Raw genomic sequence first — 18,972 nt, forward strand, 5'->3', positions numbered from 1 at the left:
CTTAAATTTTCTAATTTTATTTAATTTTTTGAGTAAAAAAGTAACTTATTTTGAAGATTGATATTTAATATTTGATATAAATTTAATCATACTCATTACCAAAATCGCTTCAAATAAAGCTGTTAAAATAAGTGCTGAATAAATTTCTTGCTCAAGCACTTTTCCAGAATATCCAAGAGTAGCTGTTGCAATAAGCAATGTTAAAGGCATAGAATGGCTTAATCCAAATAAAATCATACTTTTAAAACCAATTTTTCTTATGAAAATGCTAGCACACAAAATTCTCAATCCTACCATAACTAGCATCAACAAAATAGCATTTAAAACAACCTTATACTCTAAAATCATTTTTAAATCGAAAGTCGAACCTATATAAATAAAAAAAATAGGAATCAAAAAACCATGACCAAACGTTGCAATTTTATGCTCTAAATCCTTTTTATGGCCGAAAAAAGTTGCTATAAAAGATCCGGCTATAAAAGAACCCAAAACAATTTCAAGTTTAGTAATAATCATAGCTACGATAATCAGAATAAAAATTGCCATACAAAATCTAATATCTTTTTCATTTTTGTCTTCCCAAGGCATAAGTATAATCTTAAGTTGTGGATACCACCAAAAAAGAACTCCTAAAAATTTAAATGCAAGCAAACAAAGTCCTAAAAAGATACTAAGATACAATATGCTTTGCATTACATCAATTATACTTGTATCTTCTTGTAAAAATGCTCCAGCTATAGTCAAAAGAACTATAGAAATTACCTCAGCTAAAGTTGCAACCACCATAGCTATATTTAACCAATAACACTCTTTTCCAAAATCCTTATAAAGTAAAGACAAAAGCCCTACGCTCATAACTGGTATAATCAACACAAACACTAAAGAAAGCTTAAAAATCCACACGATAAACAAAGATAATAAATAAAGCAAAACGATATATAAAAAACTTTTTTTAACAATCTCTTTTTCTAAACTAAAAAAGGTCCTTAAATTAATTTCCATACCAGCAATAAACATCAGATAATAAAAGCCGACATTAGCTAAAAGTGAAAAATTTTCACTCTTTCCAATAAATCCAAAATAAGCTACAATAGATCCTAAAATAATTTCCGTTGCTGAAATAGGTAAGCGTAAAACCTTAGCAATATATGGAGAAAAAAGCAAACAAAGCGCTATAATAATAAGAATTTTTAGATCGATTAAACTTTGAGTATCAATGACATTCTGATGCAAATGTAAATCCCATTTTCTTTAGCTCGATTATATCACGACTTGGCTCTTCTCCTTTTGTTGTAAGATAATCTCCTATAACAATAGCACCTGCTCCTGCTTTAAAAATTTCATATTGTCTTTCACCTAAAACAACCTCTCTTCCACCTGCAACCATAATTACAGTCTGTGGCAAAGCTTCTTTGGTATCGCTGATGATTTTTAAAGCTTCATCGGCATTTAATTTAAGAACTTTTAAATTTAGATTATCATTAGCAATAAAAAAATTGATCGGACTTGAAAAAGGTTGCAATTCTTGCAAAGATTTTCTTAAACTTATCCTATCTTCAAAACTTTCACCCATACCATAAATTCCACCACAACAAAGCATAAGTCCTGCTTCTTTAGCATTAAGATTGGTTTGAAAACGACTTTCCCAAGTATGTGTAGTGCAAATTTGAGGAAAAAATTCCTTAGAAGTTTCAAGATTATGGTTATAAGAAAAAATCCCTGCTTTTTTTAATTCTTTAAGTTGTTCCACACTAGCCATGCCATTACAAGCTATAAGGAGCAAATCAGGAACTTCTTTTTTAACCGCCATTGCAGCTTCACAAACATATTCTAATTTTTCATCATCAAGTCCAAGTCCTGCGGTTACTAGACAAAACCCCAAAGCCTCATTTTTCTTAGCAATTTTTGCCTCTAAAACAATTTGAGGAATTTCTTTACGTCTATATTTTTGAATATCTGTTTTTACATAAGCACTTTGAGTGCAATATTTGCAATCTTCTGAGCAATTTCCGCTTGCTATATTAGAAATAGCACAAAGCATGATTTGCATCATCTCTCCTATTTAACAATTAAAACTCGCATTCTAGCAAAAAAAGACTTAAATAAATTTCTTTTATTCTTTTATCTCCTTTTTAACCTTGCATTTAAGACATTCTAAAAAAGTGCCTTTTTTTAGTTCCTTAATAACCAAATTTTCGCCACATTCTTCACATTTTTCATCGCTTGGCTTATATTTAGAAATAAAATTACATTTTGGATAAGCACTACAACCATAAAATTTTCCACGTTTAGAAAAACGCTCTACAATTTCACCTTTTTGACAACTAGGACAAATTATGCCTATACTATTGGTTTTTTTTGTGGTTGTGTTTTCTTCATTTGTTTTATTTTCATTTTTTAAATTTCTAGAATATTTGCATTTTGGAAAATTTAAACAAGCCACAAATTCACCAAAACGTCCCTTTCTTATTGCAAGTTCTCCTCCACAATCAGGACAAGTCTCGCCTAACTTTATCACCGTTTTTTGACTTGCAATCTTTGTTTTTCCCTCTTCAATTTTTCTCATAAAAGGATAATAAAATTCTTTCAAGATATTTTGCCAATCCGCTTTATCTTCAGCAATATCATCTAAAGTATTTTCAAGATTTGAAGTAAATTTGCTATCTACGATATCACTAAAATTCTTTTCAAGCACTTCAGTTACATTAAAGGCAATATCGCTAGGAATGAGTTGCTTTTTATCAATTCTAACATAATCACGGCTTGTAAGTATGGAAATAGTCGGAGCATAGGTTGATGGACGTCCTATACCTAAGCTTTCTAATTTTTTCACAAGCCCTGCTTCAGAATATCTTGAAGGGGGTTCAGTAAAATGCGAATTCATTTCTAATTTTTGAATTTTTAAGTTCTCACCTATTTTAAGATTAGGCAAAATTTTATCCTTATCCATATCTCCATAAACTTTATAATATCCGTCAAAAAGAATTTTTCTACCACTTATTTTAAATAAAGCTCTATCATTTTTTACAAAAACATTTTGCGTTTGAGAAATAGCGGGATTCATCTGACAAGCTAAAAAACGATTATAAATGAGTGTATAAAGTCTTAATTCATCTTTATCTAAAAATTTAGCCGCAATTTGTGGCGTAAATTCCAAATTTGTAGGACGGATAGCTTCGTGTGCTTCTTGTGCACCCTTAGCCTTTGTTACATAAACATTAGCTTTGCTAGGCAAATAATCTTTTCCAAAATCTTTTTGGATTAATTTTCTTACCTTATCAACCGCCTCTTTAGCTAAATTCAAACTATCAGTTCTCATATAAGTGATCACACCCATCATGCCTTGATGAGTATTAACCCCTTCATAAAGTTTTTGAGCTAACATCATAGTTTTTTTAGGATTAAACCCTAAACGATTGCTTGCACTTTGCTGTAAAGTTGAAGTCATGAAAGGAGGTGGTGGAGCGATTTTTCTTTCCTTGCTTTCTATATTTTCTATCACATAACCGCCATTTTTACAAGCCTCAAGAATCAATTTTGCACGATCTTTATTTGTAATGGTAAGTTTTTCAATTTTTGCCTTATCAAATTCAACCAACTCAGCATCCAAATTTAGATCAAAAATCATATCAATGCTAAAATACTCCAAAGGCACAAAGGCACGAATTTCTTTTTCTCTATCAACTATGATTTTCAAAGCAGCACTCTGAACACGACCAGCACTCAAACCTCTTTGAATTTTTTGTCCCAATAAGGGACTTAGTTTATAACCTACTATGCGATCCAATAAACGCCTAGTTTGTTGAGCATTGACTGAATGCATGTTGAGTTTTCTTGGATTTTTTAAAGCATCTTCAATCGCACTTTTAGTGATCTCATGAAATACAATGCGAGGTAAAATATTTTCATCCTTACCTATAGCTTTGGCAATATGATACGCTATAGCTTCACCTTCCCTATCCTCATCCGTTGCAAGATAAACTTGTGAAGCATTTTTTGCTTTTTCTTTAAGCTCTTTAACCAAACTGCTATGATCGCTTGTTATTCTGTATTCTGGTATAAATTCATCATTTTCTATTTTTATACCAAAGCTTGTTTTAGGTAGATCTCTTATGTGCCCTTTAGAAGCTATCACTTCATAATTTTTTCCTAAAAAATTTCCTATGGTTTTGGCTTTAGCAGGAGATTCTACTATAATTAAATTCTTCTTCATGAGTTGTTACCTCAAATTTCTAGATAATAAAATATTATGCTTATAATAAATAAAAAAATGAATTTAGCTAAAAAACTTTAAATTTTACTTATAATAAAAAATAAATACAATATTTTAAAGTTTAAACAAAATTTTGGAGTATAATAAACAAAAAAGGCTTAAAAATGCGAAAAAAAACTTACCAGTTTCATCCTAATGACACAAAATTGGATAAAAAAATAGTTGAAATTACTGAAAAATCAGCTTTCAAAATAGCCGTATTTTCCATGGCAGCAATGACTATGCTAGGTAGCGTAGTTATTGCTTCTGCTCTACCTGCTATCAATAAACATTTTGAGAATATTTTGATACAATCTGGCGCTACAAACTCAACAAGTTTTACTTTAGCTCATCTTGATATCTTGGTTAGATTGGTTTTGACTATGCCTGCAATTTTTGTCGTTATTTTATCGCCTTTTGCAGGAATTTTAATGGATAAATTTGGTAAATTAAAATTTGTTTTTCCTGCAATGGTAATATGGACTATAGCTGGGGTGAGTGGGTTCTTTTTAAACGATATTTATGCTATTTTATTTTCAAGAGCTATTTTTGGAATGGCTACAGCTTTTATTATGACTGGGGCTTCAGCCTTGCTTGGAGATTACTATAGTCATGGAGGCTTTAATCGTCGCGAAAATGCCTTAAGCCTACAAGGCTTTTTTTGTGCCGTTGGTGGAGCAGTTTTTATTTCTATTGCAGGTTTTGTTTCTAGTTATTCTTGGAGATATCCTTTCTTAGTTTATAGCCTTGGCATACTAATCACTTTTATAGCTATATTTTATCTTTTTGAACCGCGTAAATTTAAATTTTACAATCACACCAAAGTTGAAGCTAAAACAAACTATTGGCAATTTACTCCTATTTATTTTATAGGTTTTTTCATTATGGTGGTATATTATATTTCTCCAACACAACTTCCTTATTACATCGAAGAACATTTAGGCCTAGATCCTAAATATATTGGAATTTCTATGTCTGTTTCCGCACTTTGTTATGGATTTTTCTCGCTTAGCTATAAATACATTATGCGTTTTTTGAGTATTAAGAAAATCTATATTTTAACTTTATTTATAGTAGGATGTTCTTTTTTATTATTGTTTTTAGTTCATAACTTTGTAGCCGTCTTAATCGCCTTAGCATTACTAGGAACAGGTGGAGGCATAATGCTTGTAAATAATTCAGCTTATCTTTTTTCGATTTGCCCAGAAGAAGCGCGTGCTAGAGCCTATGGAATACTTGCGAGTTGTATTTTTTTGGGACAATTTTTAAGCCCTATTATCTCCCAACCTATAGTAAGAAAACTTGGGCTTATAGATGCTTTTTTAATATGGGCTATTGTGATTTTTATCGTTTGTATAATATTTGTATTTTTAAAACAAAAAAATAGGATAAACTAAAACCAATCCTTGATAATTTTTTGGATTGGTTTTTCTACTTTTACAAACCTACTGCACTTAAGGTTTGATATTTACTCATATAAATTTGGGCTTCAATTTTTCTCATCGTATCTAAAGCAACTTGAACAACAATTAAAACAGAGGTACCTCCAAAATGAAAAGGTACTCCCATAAATTTTACCAAAACCCAAGGTAAAGTTGCTATAAGTCCTAAATATATAGAGCCCGATAAGGTTAAACGAGAGGCAACTTCATTTAAATAGTTTGAAGTTCCTTCTCCTGGACGAATCCCTGGAATAAAACCACCCTGCTTTTTAAGATTATCTGCAATATCTTTCGCATTAAAAGCTATAGAAGCATAAAAATAAGCAAAGAAAATCACAAAAATGAAAGTTAAAGCATGAAATAAATAACCATTAGGATTTAAAAAATCATTAATAGCCTGCAAATAAGAATTTGTACTGGTTTGTAAAATTGTAGTTGGAAACATTAAAATCGCACTAGCAAAGATCGGAGGGATCACTCCACTAAGGTTAATTTTAATCGGAATATAATTCATAATACGCTTATTTTGATTTTGCATAACCACTTTGCGAGAATAAGAAATAGGAATTCTACGCTCCCCAAGTTCTACATAAATAATAGCACCTATTGTGATTAAAATTAATATAAAAATAGCAAAAGCGGTTAAAAAATTCATTTCGCCAGAATTGATTTGTCCCACAGTTCCCGAAATTGCCCTTGGAATACCTGAAACAATTCCTGCAAAAATGATCAAAGAAATCCCATTTCCAATACCTCTTTGTGTAATTTGCTCACCAAGCCACATTAAAAGCATAGTTCCCGCAAGCATTGAAATAGCACAAAGAGCGATAAACATATTTAAATCTTCTATCATAATTGCACTTGATCCGCCACCACCGTGTAAGCTTTGTAAACCTATGGCTACACCTATACTCTGTACTAAAGTAATCACTATAGTCGCGTAACGAATAATCTGCATATACTTTTGCATACTATCACGTTCTTTTTTCATTTTACCGATATTTGGAAAGGTTGCAGCAAGAAGCTCCATTATAATAGAAGCTGTGATATAAGGCATGATTCCCAAGGAAATGATAGAGAAACGCTCTGCTGCTCCTCCACTAAAAACATTAAACAAACCTAAAGCATTATTTTGGTTATGATTAAAAAATTCTGCAATCACATCAGCATTGACGCCAGGAACTGGAACGTAAGCCAGAACCCTATAAGCAAATAAAAAAGCTAAGGTGATTAAAATCTTGTTCGTCAATGCTCTATTCATTATTTTGTTCCAGTAACGCTGATATTCTCGTCTTTAATTTTTGATGCTAAATCTTTTGCACTAACACCAATAAGCTTAATTTTTTTGACTGATTTTGAAATTTTATGAATGCCTTTAATGCTTTCAATTGTGATCTCACCTAGATCTTTTACAGCTGTAATTTTTTCAACGTTAATCACATAAGGCTTTTCTATCTTAGATGTAAAGCCTACCTTTGGCAATCTTCTTTGAAGCGGTTGCTGACCTCCTTCAAAACCTCTTTTTTCATTATAGCCTTTTCTAGCTGTTTGACCTTTACCGCCTTTGGTAGCAGTTTTTCCCATACCACTACCTTGACCACGACCTATTCTTTTAGTTTTATGCGTTGAACCCGCTGCTTTTGTTAAATTCATCATTTATCCTTTTAACATTGTTAAAGCTTTAATTGTAGCACGAACTACGTTAGCAGAATTATTTGAACCTAAAGATTTGGTCAATATATCTTTAATACCTGCAAGTTCTACAATTGGACGTGTAGAACCACCGGCAATCACTCCAGTACCTTCACTGGCTGGCTTGAGTAAAATTCTACTTGCATTGTATTTTACTTCTACATCATGAGCAATAGTTGAACCCTTGGTCTTAACTTCAACCATATTCTTAAACGCATCATCTACTGCTTTACGAATAGCATCTGGAACTTCTTTAGCTTTTCCATAACCAACACCTACTAAACCTTTACGATTTCCAACAATCACTAAAGCGGTAAATCTAAATCTTCTACCACCTTTAACAACTTTTGTAACCCTGCCAATATCGACAATGACTTCTTCAAATTCTTCTCTATTATATTTTTCCATTCTTACCCCTTATAGCCTAATACCATTTTCTCTTAAAGATTCAGCTAAAGCCGCAATAACTCCGTGATATACATAACCATTTCTATCAAATACAGCCTGCTCTATTTTTTTAGCTTTTAATGTTTTTGCAAATTCAGTAGCGATTTTTTTAGCTCCCTCTTTATTTGCTTTAATACCTAATTTACGTCCATCTGCTGCCGCTAAAGTAATAGACTTAACATCATCAATCGCTTGGATATAAAGAGTTCTATTTGATTTAAATACAGAAATCCTTGGAAAATTTTCACAACCAGAAATTTTTGCTCTGATTCTCTTTTTTCTTTTGATTCTTAAAGTCAATTTTCTTTTTAATATATTTGCTCTCATTGCCTAATCCTTACTTCTTAGATGTCTTACCGGCTTTGCGGATAATGCGTTCATCTGAATATTTAACTCCTTTTCCTTTATAAGGCTCAGGTGGTCTAAATTCACGAATTTGAGCAGCAACTTGTCCTACTACTTGTTTATCACTTCCTTTAACAATCACATTGTTTTTATCCACTACAATTTCAATTCCTTCTGGAATATTGTAATTAATAGGATGTGAAAACCCTAAGCTTAATTCTAAAATTTTTCCTTTTAAAGCAGCTTTATAACCCACTCCATTGATTTCAAGAGTCTTGGAAAAACCTTGAGTCAATCCAGTTACGATATTATGAGCTAAGGCTCTATAAGTTCCCCAATAAGCTCTACTTTGTCTGTCTTCACCCTTTGGAGAAAAAAGAATATTATTATCTTTAATCTCAACATTAACATGAGCTTTTGTATCAAGCTCTTTTGCCAAATTTCCCTTTTTAAATTTAAGCAAATTTCCTTCTAATTTAACCTCTACTCCACTAGGAATAGCTACTGGTTGTTTACCTATACGAGACATATTCTTTCCTTTTTATTTGTCTAGGATATTTCTACTTTTTGTAAAGAATGGATACCCAATGCCATAAAAAGCAGATTTTACCAAATGGTACATAAAATTTCGCCACCAACGCCTGCTTTATAAGCTTCATCGTTAGCCAAAACACCTTTACTTGTACTCACTACAATGGTACCATAACCATTTTTAAAACGTTTAATTTCATCTTTTCCTTTATAAACACGACGACCTGGTTTTGAAACTCTTTTAAGTTCATTGATAACACTTTTGCCTTTTTCGTCATATTTTAAGATCACATTGATAAATTTCTTTTTATCCTCTTCAACAACATTAAAACTTTCAATGTAACCTTTAGCTTGAAAAATTCCAACCAAAGCTTCAACGGCTTTAGAATGTAAAAGTTTGGTTGTTTCAAGCTTTCTCATTCCCGCATTACGAATTCTTGTTAGCGAATCTGAAATTATATCATTTATCATTCTATTTCCTTACCAACTTGCTTTTTTAAGACCCGGAATCAAGCCTTCGTTACCCATTTTTCTTAAACAAACTCTACAAATTCCAAAATCTCTATAAACTGAATGCGGACGTCCGCAGATTTGACATCTAGTATAGCCTCTTACTTTAAATTTAGGCTTACGTGCCGCCTTTGCAATCATTGATTTTTTAGCCATCTTTTCTTCCTTTTGCAAATGGTACACCGATAAGTTCTAATAGTTTTTGTGCTTCTTTGTCATTTTGTGCTGTTGTAACTATAGAAATATTCATACCATGAGTTCTTAAAATTTTATCATACTCAACCTCTGGAAACATAAGTTGCTCATCAAGACCAAAATTATAATTTCCACGTCCATCAAAACCATCTCTACTTAAACCTCTAAAATCTTTTACTCTTGGAAGAGCAATAGAAATTAGCTTATCAAGAAAAGCATACATATTATCTTTTCTTAAAGTAACCATAACCCCAACTGGAAATCCTTCACGAACCTTAAATCCAGCTACAGATTTTTTAGCTTTAGTAATAACGGCTTTTTGTCCAGCAATCAAAGAAATTGTATCGGCAATATTTTGCAATACTTTTTGATCCTTAGCAAGCTCTCCAGCACCTACACTGATAACAACCTTTTCAATTGAGGGAATAAGCATAGGATTTTTAATATCAAATTCTTTAACTAAGGCAGATTTGATGCTTTGATTATATTTTTCTTTTAATCTCATCATTGCTTACTCCTGAATTTTTGCCACATTGGAAATATCCATTGGCATTTCTTTGTTAATAAAACCGCCATTTGGATTTTTATCGCTAGGTTTGATCGCTTTTTTAGCAATTTTACATCCCTCAACAACTACCTTAAGAGTTTTTGGATAGACCGCTAAAACTTTACCTGTTTTACCCTTATCATCTCCAGCAATCACTTTAACATTATCGCCTTTTTTTATTTTTAATTTAACCGCCATTATAACACCTCCGGTGCTAGTGAAACTATTTTCATAAAGCCACCATATCTAACTTCTCTACCTACTGGACCAAATATACGCGTTCCTATAGGTTCTCTTTTATTATCAAGAATAACAGCTGCATTTTCATCAAAACGAATTAAAGATCCATTTTCTCTATGAATTTCTTTTTTAGTTCTAACAATCACTGCTTTTACTACTTGACCTTTTTTTACCTTGCCATTTGGTAAAGCTTTTTTTACAGATGCAACTATAACATCACCTACAGTAGCATATCTTCTCTTGCTACCCCCTAAAACCTTAATACACATAAGTTCTTTTGCACCGCTATTATCAGCTACTGCAAGTCTAGTAAAACTTTGAATCATTACTCAACTCCTGTTGCTAATACAGATTTCAAGCGAAATGATTTTCTTTTAGAAAGTGGTCTGCACTCTACTGCAACCACAGTATCACCTACTTTAACTTCATTTCTTTCATCGTGAATTAGATATTTTTTAAAGCGTTTAACAATTTTTCTATATCTTGGATGAACCACTTTTCTTTCAACCAAAATACTCGCTGTCTTCTCACCAGCGATTTTAACAACAACGCCTTGAATTTCTCTTTTAAATGCCATTTGTTATCCTTATTTTAAAGCGTTTATTGCTGTATTGATTCTAGCAATGTCTTTTTTAACTTCACTAATCTCTTTTGGATTAGATAGTTGCATTGTTTTTAGCTTTTGTTTTAAAGTGAATAAAAGCACCTTTTTTTCTTTTAGCATTGTTGCAAGCTCAGCTGCTGTTTTATCTTTAATCTCAGTATATTTCATTTTGGCTCTCTCTTGTAACAAACTTAGTTTTGAATGGTAGTTTATGCATTGCTAAAGTCAAAGCTTCTCTAGCCATTTCTTCACTCACTCCAGCCATTTCGTAAATAATACGACCTGGTTTGATATTCATTACCCATTCTTCTACTGCACCTTTACCTTTACCCATACGAGTTTCTAAAGGTTTTTTAGTCAAAGGTTTATCTGGGAAAACTCTTATCCAAGTTTTACCTTGTCTTTTAACAAAACGAGTTAAAGCAATACGAGCTGCTTCGATTTGTCGCGAATTGATTCTTCCTGCTTCTGTTGCTTTTAAAGCAAACTCGCCAAAAGTAAATTCGGTTCCACGATTAGCATAACCTCTGTTACGCCCTTTCATCATTTTGCGATATTTTGTTCTTTTTGGCATTAACATGATTATTTACTCCTTCTTGTACGTCTTGGTTTTTTGGCCGGAGCACTTTCTTCTGTTTTTTCAGCTTGCAAACCTTTTTGCAATACTTCACCTTTAAAAATCCAAACTTTAACACCTATGTTACCATAAGTCGTTCTAGCTTCAGCAAAACCATAATCGATTTTTGCTCTTAAAGTATGAAGTGGTACGCGTCCTTCAAGATACCATTCTGTTCTTGCCATTTCAGCACCACCTAAACGACCAGAAACTGAAACTTTAATCCCTTTAGCACCCGCTTTTTGCGCTCCTTGAATTACTTTTTTCATTGCTCTTCTAAAAGCAATTCTTTTTTCAAGTTGAGTAGCTACGCTTTCGGCCGCAAGCTGTGCCGAAGCACCCGCTTTCCTTTCTTCTTTGATATTAATATTGACATCTTTTCCAATAAGATTTTGCAATTCTTTTCTTAAGTTATCAACATCGCTACCTTTTTTACCTATGATAATACCAGGTCTTGCAGCGACTACAGTTACTCGAAGTTTTTTTGCAGTTCTTTCTACTAAAATCTGACTGATTCCTGCATAATAAAGTTTTCTTTTTAAGAAAGCTCTGATTTTATAATCTTCGCCAATATTTTCTACCAAATTTGCTTTAGTTGGAAACCATCTTGATTCCCAATTTCTATTGATTCCTAGTCTTAGACCAATTGGATTAACTTTTTGTCCCATTAGCTTTCCTTTTTCGCTGTTGCTTTTTTAGTGCTTGTTGCTTTTTTAATCTGATCTTTTACAGTAGTTTTTTTAGCTGGAGCTTTTTTAGTTGCTACTTTTTTTTCTTCAGCCTTGACTTCTACTTTTGCTACTTCTACTAAAATATGAGAAGTAGGTTTTCTTATACGGCTCGCACTTCCTCTAGCACGTGGTCTAAATCTTTTTAATACCGCACCTGCATCTACACGACAACTTTTTACAACTACTTCATTTGCCTCAAAACCGCCATTTGCTACTGCACTTGAAATCGCATTTGCAATGTATTTTGCACCCTTATTTGGCATAAATTTTAAACTAGCCATTGCTAATTCTGCATTCATCCCTTGAACTTCTCTAGCAATCAATCTTGCTTTAGTTGGAGACAATCTTATGAATTTAATCAATGCTTTACTCATAGCCTCATCTCTCCTTATTTACCAATTTTCTTTTGCACAGAGCCTTTATGCCCTTTAAATGTGCGTGTTGGAGCAAATTCACCCAATTTATAACCAATATGATTTTCAGTTATATAAACAGGAATGAAACTTTTGCCATTATGAACATTAAAAGTTAAACCTATCATATCAGGAATAATAGTGCTTCTACGAGACCAAGTTTTTATAGGTTTATTATCATTAGCCTTTTTAGCAGCGATGACTTTTTTCATTACATGATCATCAACAAAAGGACCTTTTTTTAGTGATCTAGCCATCTTACTTTCCTTTTCTTCTTGAAATAATTAATTTATCGCTAGCTTTTTTGCGACGAGTTTTAGCACCTTTGGTTGGTTTACCCCATGGAGTTACCGGATGACGTCCAGAATTTTTCTTACCTTCTCCCCCTCCGTGTGGGTGATCCACTGGGTTCATCGCAGAACCACGAGTTTGAGGGCGAATTCCTCTGTGACGATTTCTACCGGCTTTACCAATAGTGATATTAGACCATTCTTCATTGCCTACTTCACCGATACTTGCCATACATTCAGCTAAAACTTGTCTCATTTCTCCACTTGCAAGTCTTAAGATAACATATTTTTCTTCTTTACCCATAAGTTGAGCATAAGCACCTGCAGAACGGATCATTTGACCACCTTTTCCTGGTTTTAATTCAATATTATGAACAATAGTACCCACAGGAATATTCTTAAGCTTCATTGCATTACCTGGCTTGATATCAAGACCACCTTCAGCCGCAGCAACAATATCTCCAACACCCAAACCGCGTGGTTGAAGAATATATCTTTTTTCACCATCTCTATAAGAAATTAGAGCAATTCTACAATTTCTATATGGATCATACTCGATAGCTTCTACTTTGCCTTCTATGCCAAATTTGCGACGCTTAAAGTCTATAATTCTATAAAGTTTTTTAGCGCCTGCTTCTTTATGACGACTTGTAATTCTTCCATAGCTATTGCGTCCTGCATGAGCTGGAAGTTTAACAAGTAGCGAACGAACACTTGGTTTTGCAGTAATATCTTCTGAACTTAAACCTGTGATGTATCTTCTACTTGGAGTATATGGTTTATAAGTTTTAATTGCCATCTTAAGCCTCCATATTTTCTAAGCTAACACCTTCAGGTAGCTTAACATAGAATTTTTTATAATCGTTTCTTTGTCCTAAACGACCTCTAAAACGTTTAACCTTTCCACTCATCCTCAAAGAATTAATACTTTGTGGAGTTACGCCAAAATACTCTTTTAAAACAGCTTTTAAACCTGTTTTAGTCATTTTTGGAGAAGTTTGAATAACTACGACACCTTGCTCTTGCAAATTCAAACTTTTTTCTGTATAAAGTATTGTTTTAATATCAGTAATATCTGCCATAATTATCCTTCTTTTGTAATAGATTCTAATGCTGATTTTTCTATAATAACAGCATTAAACACAGATACCAAATAAGCATTCACTTCACTTACATCTACAACATAGCAATTTGCTAAATTTCTGTAAGCCAAAAGTGTCTTTTCATCTAGTAAATCTTTAACAATTAAAGCATCTTTTACGCCAAGCTTTTTAATAACAGCATTTGCATCTTTAGTTTTGCCACTCTCTATGACTAAAGAATCTGTAGCAAATAATGCACCCTTAGCTGCTTTATCCGCTAAAGCTCTTTCAAGCGCTAACCTTTTTTGTTTTTTATTTACTTTTTGAAAATAGTTTCTTTCATTTGTTGGACCAAAAGCAACAGCACCGCCTACCCAAACATTTGTTCTAGTCGAACCTGCACGAGCACCACCGCGACCTTTTTGTCTCCAAGGTTTTTTACCTCCGCCACTTACATCACTTCTACCTTTAGTATGAGCTGTATTTGCTCTAAGACTAGCAAGGTAAGATTTTACATATAAGTAAAGGTTGTGTGGATTTACTTCTGCATATTTTGAAGGTAAATCAAGCTCACCTGCTTTTTCTAGTTTATCATTTAAAACGGTTACTTTACTCATTTTGCAATCCTTATTTTACCCATAGCTCCATTGTATCCTGGAACTGCACCTTTAACAACTAAAATCTTATTTTCGCTATCATAAGATACGACTTCATTTTTAACGGTTATTTTTGTATTTCCATAATGCCCTGCCATTTTCATACCTGGTTGAACACGACCTGGCCATTCTCTATTACCTATAGAACCATGGCGTCTATGAAATCTTGAACCATGACTTGCTGGACCACCGGCGAAATTATGTCTTTTCATAACACCGCTATAACCTCTACCCTTAGAGTTAAAACTTACTTTTAAAATTTTAGCTTCACTCAATGGGGTTTCATCCAAATCGCCTGCCTCAGTATTTGCCACTTCCAAAGTTACAAAACGATTGAATTCAGCAGAAAGATTGTATTTTTTTTGCTGCCCTGCGATGCATTTATTATTTCTTTTGCCTTTTGAATATGCCACTATCGCTTTTCCATTTTCAACCTCGCATACTTTTGCATTAACAACTCTTAGCAAAGTTACAGCGATGCTTTGACTATTGATAGTTCTACTCATTCCAATTTTTTCTACAATGTATTCCATATTCTATCCTTTATTTACCCATAGCTCTAACTTCGACACTCACTTCTGGTGCCAAATCAAGCTTAGTTAAAGAATCAACTGTATCTGGAGTCGCTGCTACAATATCTAGCATACGAGCGTGAATTCTTATTTCAAACTGCTCACGAGAATCTTTATTAATATGTGGAGATTTTAAAACTGTATAGCGTTTGATTTTTGTAGGCATTGGTATTGGACCTCTAATATCCGCACCTGTTCTTTTAACAGCTTCTACAATTGCTGCAACTGTTCTGTCTAGTACTCGATGGTCATAAGCTTTAAGCTTAAGCCTAATTCTTTCCATAATACTTCCTTTAAAAAGAACTCGTTAGTTTAAAACTAACCAAAATTAAAAATGAGAGTATAGTAAATTTGGCTTTCAAAAGTCAAGTAAATTTAATAAAAAATTATATTTTTTTCCTTTTAAAAAGGAAAATAATACAATTATATCTGATGAAAAATTTAAAAATATTAATAAAAAATAATTTAAAAATACTTTTTTAAGCTTAAATTCAGGGGGGGGGTAAAATACAAATCTCATTATTTTTTTATTTGAGGTTTGATATGAAATTAATCCAAGCTTTTTTATTATTGATTTTCATTTCTAATTTAAATGCAAATATTTTTGATGATAAAAAGCAAGCTAAAAATGCAGGAGATATAACTCAAATTGTAGTTCCAATTTATGCTTTTGGATTGCTTTTTTATAATGATGATTTTAAAAATGGAATTTTACCCTATACATTGAGTTTTGCTGCAACTCAAGGAAGTGTGGAAATTCTTAAACGTGTTGTTAAAGAAGAAAGACCTGATAAAAGCGATAATCTATCCTTTCCTAGCGGACATAGTGCGGCAGCATTTTTTGGAGCGACTTTTATCCATAAAAGATATGGGGTTAAACAAGCAATTATTCCTTATATGCTAGCCACTTATACAGCTTATTCTCGCGTAAAAGCAGATAAACATTATACAAGAGATGTTATAGCAGGTGCTGCAGTAGCTGGATTTTGGAATTTTGTTTTAGTGGATCGTGTGCCCAATTTGATACTAGAACCTAGGACAGATGGTTTTTTCTTAAGATATGCAAAAACTTTTTAACAAATATCAAGTCCTAAATACTTATAAAAATCTATTAAATTCAATTTTAATTCTACCTAAAAAATTTATATTTTAATTTTCTTGATATTTTTTCATGTCTAAATTTTTCATTTCTTTATCTGTTATAAGACTTACAACCATAGCTCCTGAAACATTAGTGCAAGTTCTTGCCATATCAAGTATAGGATCAATCGCCAAAATAACAGCCAATAAAGCAAAATGACTTTGCATTCCAAGTCCTGAAAGCATAACAGAGATGATCATTATCGTGATACCAGGAATTCCAGCAATACCAAAAGAAACAATAACGCACAAAACTATAATAGTCAAAATTTCATTTATGGCAATAGGGATATTTAAAGCATTAAACATAAAAACAGCGATCATTCCTGCATAATATCCAGCACAACCATTCATTCCCATAGTTGTTCCAAGACTTGCCGTAAAAGAAGCGTTTGTAGAACTCACGCCTAAATTTTTTAAAGCAGAAATGGTTACAGGTAAAGTTCCTGCCGAACTTCTTGAACTAAAAGCCATTAATAAAGCCGGTAAAGCTTTTTTGTAATATATAAAAGGATTTAATCCATGAAATAATAATAACAATGCATGCAAAACAAAAACCGCTATAAAAGCAATATAAAGTAAAGCTATAAAATAAACAGAATTGATAAATACCTTATAACCATTTAAAATTAAAGCATTAGCTATCATCGTAATGATAAAATAAGGCATAATCCCGATCACATAAAGGCTGATTTTCATTATTACCTGATGTAAGAAATCTACCAACAAAGAAAATATTCTAAATCCACGATTTTCTTTTAAACTTCTAATCCCAAAAGATAAGATAAAAGTGAAAATGATAATCCCTAAAATATTGTTTGCATTCATAGCACTTACAATATTACTCGGAACAAGATTTAAAATCACTTCATCCAATCCCTTAACTTCTTTAAGACTTTTGGCGCTTGATAATGCTTGAGCATCACTTCCGAGGTTTGCAAAAATTGCAAGACAAATTCCAATTAAAGCTGAAATAGCTGTAGAAAACAAAAACCAAAAAAAGACTCGAGAAAATAAAGATTTGATTTGAATTTTTTTGTCTAAATTAATTAAAACATAAACCAAAGAAATAAAAATTAAAGGTATAACTAAAAGTTTCAATATGCTTATATACAAAGTATTTAAAAAATTTATCCAAATATGAATTTCAGAAAACCAACGTAAAGAATTTGAAGAACTAAATTTTGATATTTCTTCATTGGGAAAACCCGCTAAATAAAGTAAAAAATAGCCCAAACCAAAACCAAATACCAATGCAATACCCATAACCCAAGCAAAATTGAGTTTGTGTTTTAAAAATTTAAGAAAAACAAAAAGACATGCTAAGCAAAAAAGCAGAAAAATGCTTCGAATTTGAGATAAATGAAAAAAATTAATTAAAAAATTTTCCATCATAAACACCTAAAAAATGTAATTTTGCAAACTGCAAACTTAAAGGAGTAAATTATAGCATTAAAAATTTAAAAATCAATTTTATTGTTTTACAAACGATCAAAGAAAAATACTTGCTTAATTTATAAATATTTAATTTAAAATATGTTTATTTTTATTTAAATTATATTATAATAATTAATCAAATATTAAAAAAGGAGAAAAAATATGAAAAATATTATTTCATTAATAGTATTTTTGCTATTGAGTGTTAGTTGCTTAGAAGCTAAGCCAAACATTGTGATTTTGGCTACGGGTGGGACTATAGCCGGATCGATTGATAGCGAACTTGAAACAACGGGATATAAAGCTGGAGTTATAGGCATAGAAACCCTAATCAAAGCTGTTCCTCAAATCAAAGATATCGCACAAGTAAGCGGGGAACAAATTGCTAATATTGATAGTTCTAATATGAATGATGAAATTTGGTTAAAACTAGCCAAAAAAATCAATGAATTGCTTAAAAAAGATGTGGATGGTATTGTAATCACTCACGGAACTGATACTATGGAAGAAACGGCTTATTTTTTAAATTTAACCGTAAAAAGCAATAAACCTGTTGTCTTAGTCGGTGCTATGCGTCCAGCAACTGCTATGAGTGCGGATGGTCCAAAAAACCTTTACAATGCTGTAGCCTTAGCAGCCAATAAAAACGCAAAAAATAAAGGCGTAATGATCGCGATGGATGATAAAATATTAGGTGCAAGAGGAGCGGTTAAAACCCATACTCTTAACGTTGATGCCTTTACTTCGCCTGATTTTGGAAATTTAGGCTATATAGTTGATGGAAGAGTCTTTTTCTACAATACAATCTCAAAGGATCATACTACAAAAACTCCTTTTAATATTAGCAAATTAAAAACTTTACCAAAAGTTGATATACTTTATACTTATTCCAATGATGGAAGTGGCGTTGCAACTAAGGCTTTGTTTGATAATGGAACTCAAGGTTTGGTTGTAGCAGGAAGTGGAGCTGGAAGCATCCATGAAAATCAAAAAGAAGTCTTAAAAGATTTGATGAAAAAAGGATTAAAAGTAGCTGTAAGCACTAGAGTGGTTGCAGGATCTGTAGCAGTCAGCAAAGATGATCAAAATTTAGGTTTTATCAGTGCTCAAAATTTAAATCCGCAAAAAGCAAGAGTTCTTTTGATGTTAGCTCTTACAAAAACTCATGATAGTGCCAAAATTCAAAAATATTTTGAAAAATACTAAAATATTAAAAAGTCCGAAAGGGCT

The 18,972-nt window shown here is 32.3% G+C and carries 28 protein-coding genes; 3 read left to right on the forward strand and 25 right to left on the reverse strand.

What is annotated here, in order from left to right; translation table 11 throughout:
* Positions 1 to 45 precede the first annotated feature (45 nt).
* The 3 genes from CQA76_RS07180 to topA form a co-directional block, all read right to left on the reverse strand.
* Entirely contained in the window at positions 46 to 1,233 is a 1,188-nt protein-coding gene (locus CQA76_RS07180; protein ID WP_137622736.1) for a cation:proton antiporter, read from the reverse strand.
* Positions 1,214 to 2,050, reverse strand: a complete 837-nt coding sequence (locus tag CQA76_RS07185) for a biotin synthase (protein WP_137622737.1) — start codon at positions 2,048 to 2,050, stop codon at positions 1,214 to 1,216. Before CQA76_RS07185 ends, CQA76_RS07180 begins: the two co-directional genes overlap by 20 nt.
* 63 nt (positions 2,051 to 2,113) lie before the next feature.
* Positions 2,114 to 4,213, reverse strand: a complete 2,100-nt coding sequence (gene topA, locus CQA76_RS07190) for a type I DNA topoisomerase (protein ID WP_137622738.1) — start codon at positions 4,211 to 4,213, stop codon at positions 2,114 to 2,116.
* A gap of 164 nt (positions 4,214 to 4,377) precedes the next feature.
* Here topA and CQA76_RS07195 point away from each other — a divergent pair, with 164 nt between their 5' ends.
* Positions 4,378 to 5,649 (forward strand): MFS transporter, encoded by a 1,272-nt coding sequence (locus CQA76_RS07195; RefSeq protein WP_137622739.1) that lies wholly within the window; start codon positions 4,378 to 4,380, stop codon positions 5,647 to 5,649.
* Positions 5,650 to 5,689: 40 nt separating this feature from the next.
* Here CQA76_RS07195 and secY read toward each other — a convergent pair whose 3' ends face one another.
* From secY to rpsJ, 21 genes are all read right to left on the reverse strand, one after another.
* Positions 5,690 to 6,955, reverse strand: coding sequence for a preprotein translocase subunit SecY (gene secY / locus CQA76_RS07200; protein WP_137622740.1), 1,266 nt, complete (start codon positions 6,953 to 6,955; stop codon positions 5,690 to 5,692).
* Positions 6,955 to 7,347 (reverse strand): 50S ribosomal protein L15, encoded by a 393-nt coding sequence (gene rplO / locus CQA76_RS07205; protein WP_137622741.1) that lies wholly within the window; start codon positions 7,345 to 7,347, stop codon positions 6,955 to 6,957. The genes secY and rplO overlap by 1 nt, the downstream gene beginning before the upstream one ends.
* Before the next feature lie 3 nt (positions 7,348 to 7,350).
* A complete protein-coding gene (gene rpsE, locus CQA76_RS07210) occupies positions 7,351 to 7,794 on the reverse strand; it encodes a 30S ribosomal protein S5 (protein ID WP_004275672.1) in 444 nt (147 codons plus the stop codon).
* Between the two features lie 9 nt (positions 7,795 to 7,803).
* Complete coding sequence (gene rplR / locus CQA76_RS07215; protein WP_137622742.1) at positions 7,804 to 8,160, reverse strand: 50S ribosomal protein L18; 357 nt, start codon at positions 8,158 to 8,160, stop codon at positions 7,804 to 7,806.
* Between the two features lie 10 nt (positions 8,161 to 8,170).
* The gene (gene rplF / locus CQA76_RS07220) at positions 8,171 to 8,707 is read right to left on the reverse strand and encodes a 50S ribosomal protein L6 (protein WP_137622743.1); all 537 of its coding nucleotides are present in this window, start codon (positions 8,705 to 8,707) and stop codon (positions 8,171 to 8,173) included.
* Between the two features lie 77 nt (positions 8,708 to 8,784).
* Positions 8,785 to 9,180, reverse strand: coding sequence for a 30S ribosomal protein S8 (gene rpsH / locus CQA76_RS07225; RefSeq protein WP_137622744.1), 396 nt, complete (start codon positions 9,178 to 9,180; stop codon positions 8,785 to 8,787).
* A gap of 9 nt (positions 9,181 to 9,189) precedes the next feature.
* Positions 9,190 to 9,375, reverse strand: coding sequence for a type Z 30S ribosomal protein S14 (locus CQA76_RS07230; protein ID WP_002779433.1), 186 nt, complete (start codon positions 9,373 to 9,375; stop codon positions 9,190 to 9,192).
* On the reverse strand, positions 9,368 to 9,922 hold the full coding sequence (rplE, locus tag CQA76_RS07235; protein ID WP_137622745.1) for a 50S ribosomal protein L5: 555 nt from the start codon (positions 9,920 to 9,922) through the stop codon (positions 9,368 to 9,370). Before rplE ends, CQA76_RS07230 begins: the two co-directional genes overlap by 8 nt.
* Positions 9,923 to 9,925: 3 nt before the next feature.
* Positions 9,926 to 10,159: a 50S ribosomal protein L24 gene (rplX, locus tag CQA76_RS07240; protein ID WP_137622746.1), complete on the reverse strand. Its 234-nt coding sequence runs from the start codon at positions 10,157 to 10,159 to the stop codon at positions 9,926 to 9,928.
* Positions 10,159 to 10,527: a 50S ribosomal protein L14 gene (gene rplN, locus CQA76_RS07245; RefSeq protein ID WP_027304924.1), complete on the reverse strand. Its 369-nt coding sequence runs from the start codon at positions 10,525 to 10,527 to the stop codon at positions 10,159 to 10,161. The genes rplX and rplN overlap by 1 nt, the downstream gene beginning before the upstream one ends.
* Entirely contained in the window at positions 10,527 to 10,778 is a 252-nt protein-coding gene (gene rpsQ / locus CQA76_RS07250) for a 30S ribosomal protein S17 (RefSeq protein ID WP_002779439.1), read from the reverse strand. Before rpsQ ends, rplN begins: the two co-directional genes overlap by 1 nt.
* A gap of 9 nt (positions 10,779 to 10,787) precedes the next feature.
* A complete protein-coding gene (gene rpmC / locus CQA76_RS07255; RefSeq protein ID WP_137620530.1) occupies positions 10,788 to 10,973 on the reverse strand; it encodes a 50S ribosomal protein L29 in 186 nt (61 codons plus the stop codon).
* The gene (gene rplP, locus CQA76_RS07260; RefSeq protein WP_002779441.1) at positions 10,960 to 11,385 is read right to left on the reverse strand and encodes a 50S ribosomal protein L16; all 426 of its coding nucleotides are present in this window, start codon (positions 11,383 to 11,385) and stop codon (positions 10,960 to 10,962) included. Before rplP ends, rpmC begins: the two co-directional genes overlap by 14 nt.
* 2 nt (positions 11,386 to 11,387) lie before the next feature.
* Entirely contained in the window at positions 11,388 to 12,089 is a 702-nt protein-coding gene (gene rpsC, locus CQA76_RS07265) for a 30S ribosomal protein S3 (protein WP_137622747.1), read from the reverse strand.
* Positions 12,089 to 12,526: a 50S ribosomal protein L22 gene (rplV, locus tag CQA76_RS07270; protein WP_137622748.1), complete on the reverse strand. Its 438-nt coding sequence runs from the start codon at positions 12,524 to 12,526 to the stop codon at positions 12,089 to 12,091. The genes rpsC and rplV overlap by 1 nt, the downstream gene beginning before the upstream one ends.
* 14 nt (positions 12,527 to 12,540) lie before the next feature.
* Positions 12,541 to 12,822: a 30S ribosomal protein S19 gene (gene rpsS, locus CQA76_RS07275; protein ID WP_002779444.1), complete on the reverse strand. Its 282-nt coding sequence runs from the start codon at positions 12,820 to 12,822 to the stop codon at positions 12,541 to 12,543.
* Position 12,823: 1 nt separating this feature from the next.
* Complete coding sequence (rplB, locus tag CQA76_RS07280) at positions 12,824 to 13,654, reverse strand: 50S ribosomal protein L2 (protein ID WP_137622749.1); 831 nt, start codon at positions 13,652 to 13,654, stop codon at positions 12,824 to 12,826.
* Between the two features lies 1 nt (position 13,655).
* On the reverse strand, positions 13,656 to 13,937 hold the full coding sequence (locus CQA76_RS07285) for a 50S ribosomal protein L23 (RefSeq protein WP_137622750.1): 282 nt from the start codon (positions 13,935 to 13,937) through the stop codon (positions 13,656 to 13,658).
* Between the two features lie 2 nt (positions 13,938 to 13,939).
* Positions 13,940 to 14,554, reverse strand: a complete 615-nt coding sequence (rplD, locus tag CQA76_RS07290; RefSeq protein ID WP_137622751.1) for a 50S ribosomal protein L4 — start codon at positions 14,552 to 14,554, stop codon at positions 13,940 to 13,942.
* Complete coding sequence (gene rplC / locus CQA76_RS07295) at positions 14,551 to 15,126, reverse strand: 50S ribosomal protein L3 (protein WP_137622752.1); 576 nt, start codon at positions 15,124 to 15,126, stop codon at positions 14,551 to 14,553. Before rplC ends, rplD begins: the two co-directional genes overlap by 4 nt.
* A 10-nt stretch (positions 15,127 to 15,136) precedes the next feature.
* The gene (gene rpsJ, locus CQA76_RS07300) at positions 15,137 to 15,448 is read right to left on the reverse strand and encodes a 30S ribosomal protein S10 (RefSeq protein ID WP_002779353.1); all 312 of its coding nucleotides are present in this window, start codon (positions 15,446 to 15,448) and stop codon (positions 15,137 to 15,139) included.
* A 260-nt stretch (positions 15,449 to 15,708) separates the two neighbouring features.
* On the opposite strand from rpsJ, the gene CQA76_RS07305 reads away from it, so the two are divergent.
* Positions 15,709 to 16,242: a phosphatase PAP2 family protein gene (locus tag CQA76_RS07305; RefSeq protein ID WP_137622753.1), complete on the forward strand. Its 534-nt coding sequence runs from the start codon at positions 15,709 to 15,711 to the stop codon at positions 16,240 to 16,242.
* 72 nt (positions 16,243 to 16,314) lie between these two features.
* Here CQA76_RS07305 and CQA76_RS07310 read toward each other — a convergent pair whose 3' ends face one another.
* Positions 16,315 to 17,697, reverse strand: coding sequence for a dicarboxylate/amino acid:cation symporter (locus tag CQA76_RS07310; protein ID WP_170999730.1), 1,383 nt, complete (start codon positions 17,695 to 17,697; stop codon positions 16,315 to 16,317).
* A gap of 207 nt (positions 17,698 to 17,904) precedes the next feature.
* Between CQA76_RS07310 and CQA76_RS07315 the strand changes: the two genes are divergently transcribed.
* Positions 17,905 to 18,948, forward strand: a complete 1,044-nt coding sequence (locus CQA76_RS07315) for a type II asparaginase (RefSeq protein WP_137622755.1) — start codon at positions 17,905 to 17,907, stop codon at positions 18,946 to 18,948.
* Positions 18,949 to 18,972: the final 24 nt, after the last annotated feature.

The sequence above is a fragment of the Campylobacter aviculae genome (assembly GCF_005406215.1).
GTDB lineage: Bacteria > Campylobacterota > Campylobacteria > Campylobacterales > Campylobacteraceae > Campylobacter_D > Campylobacter_D aviculae.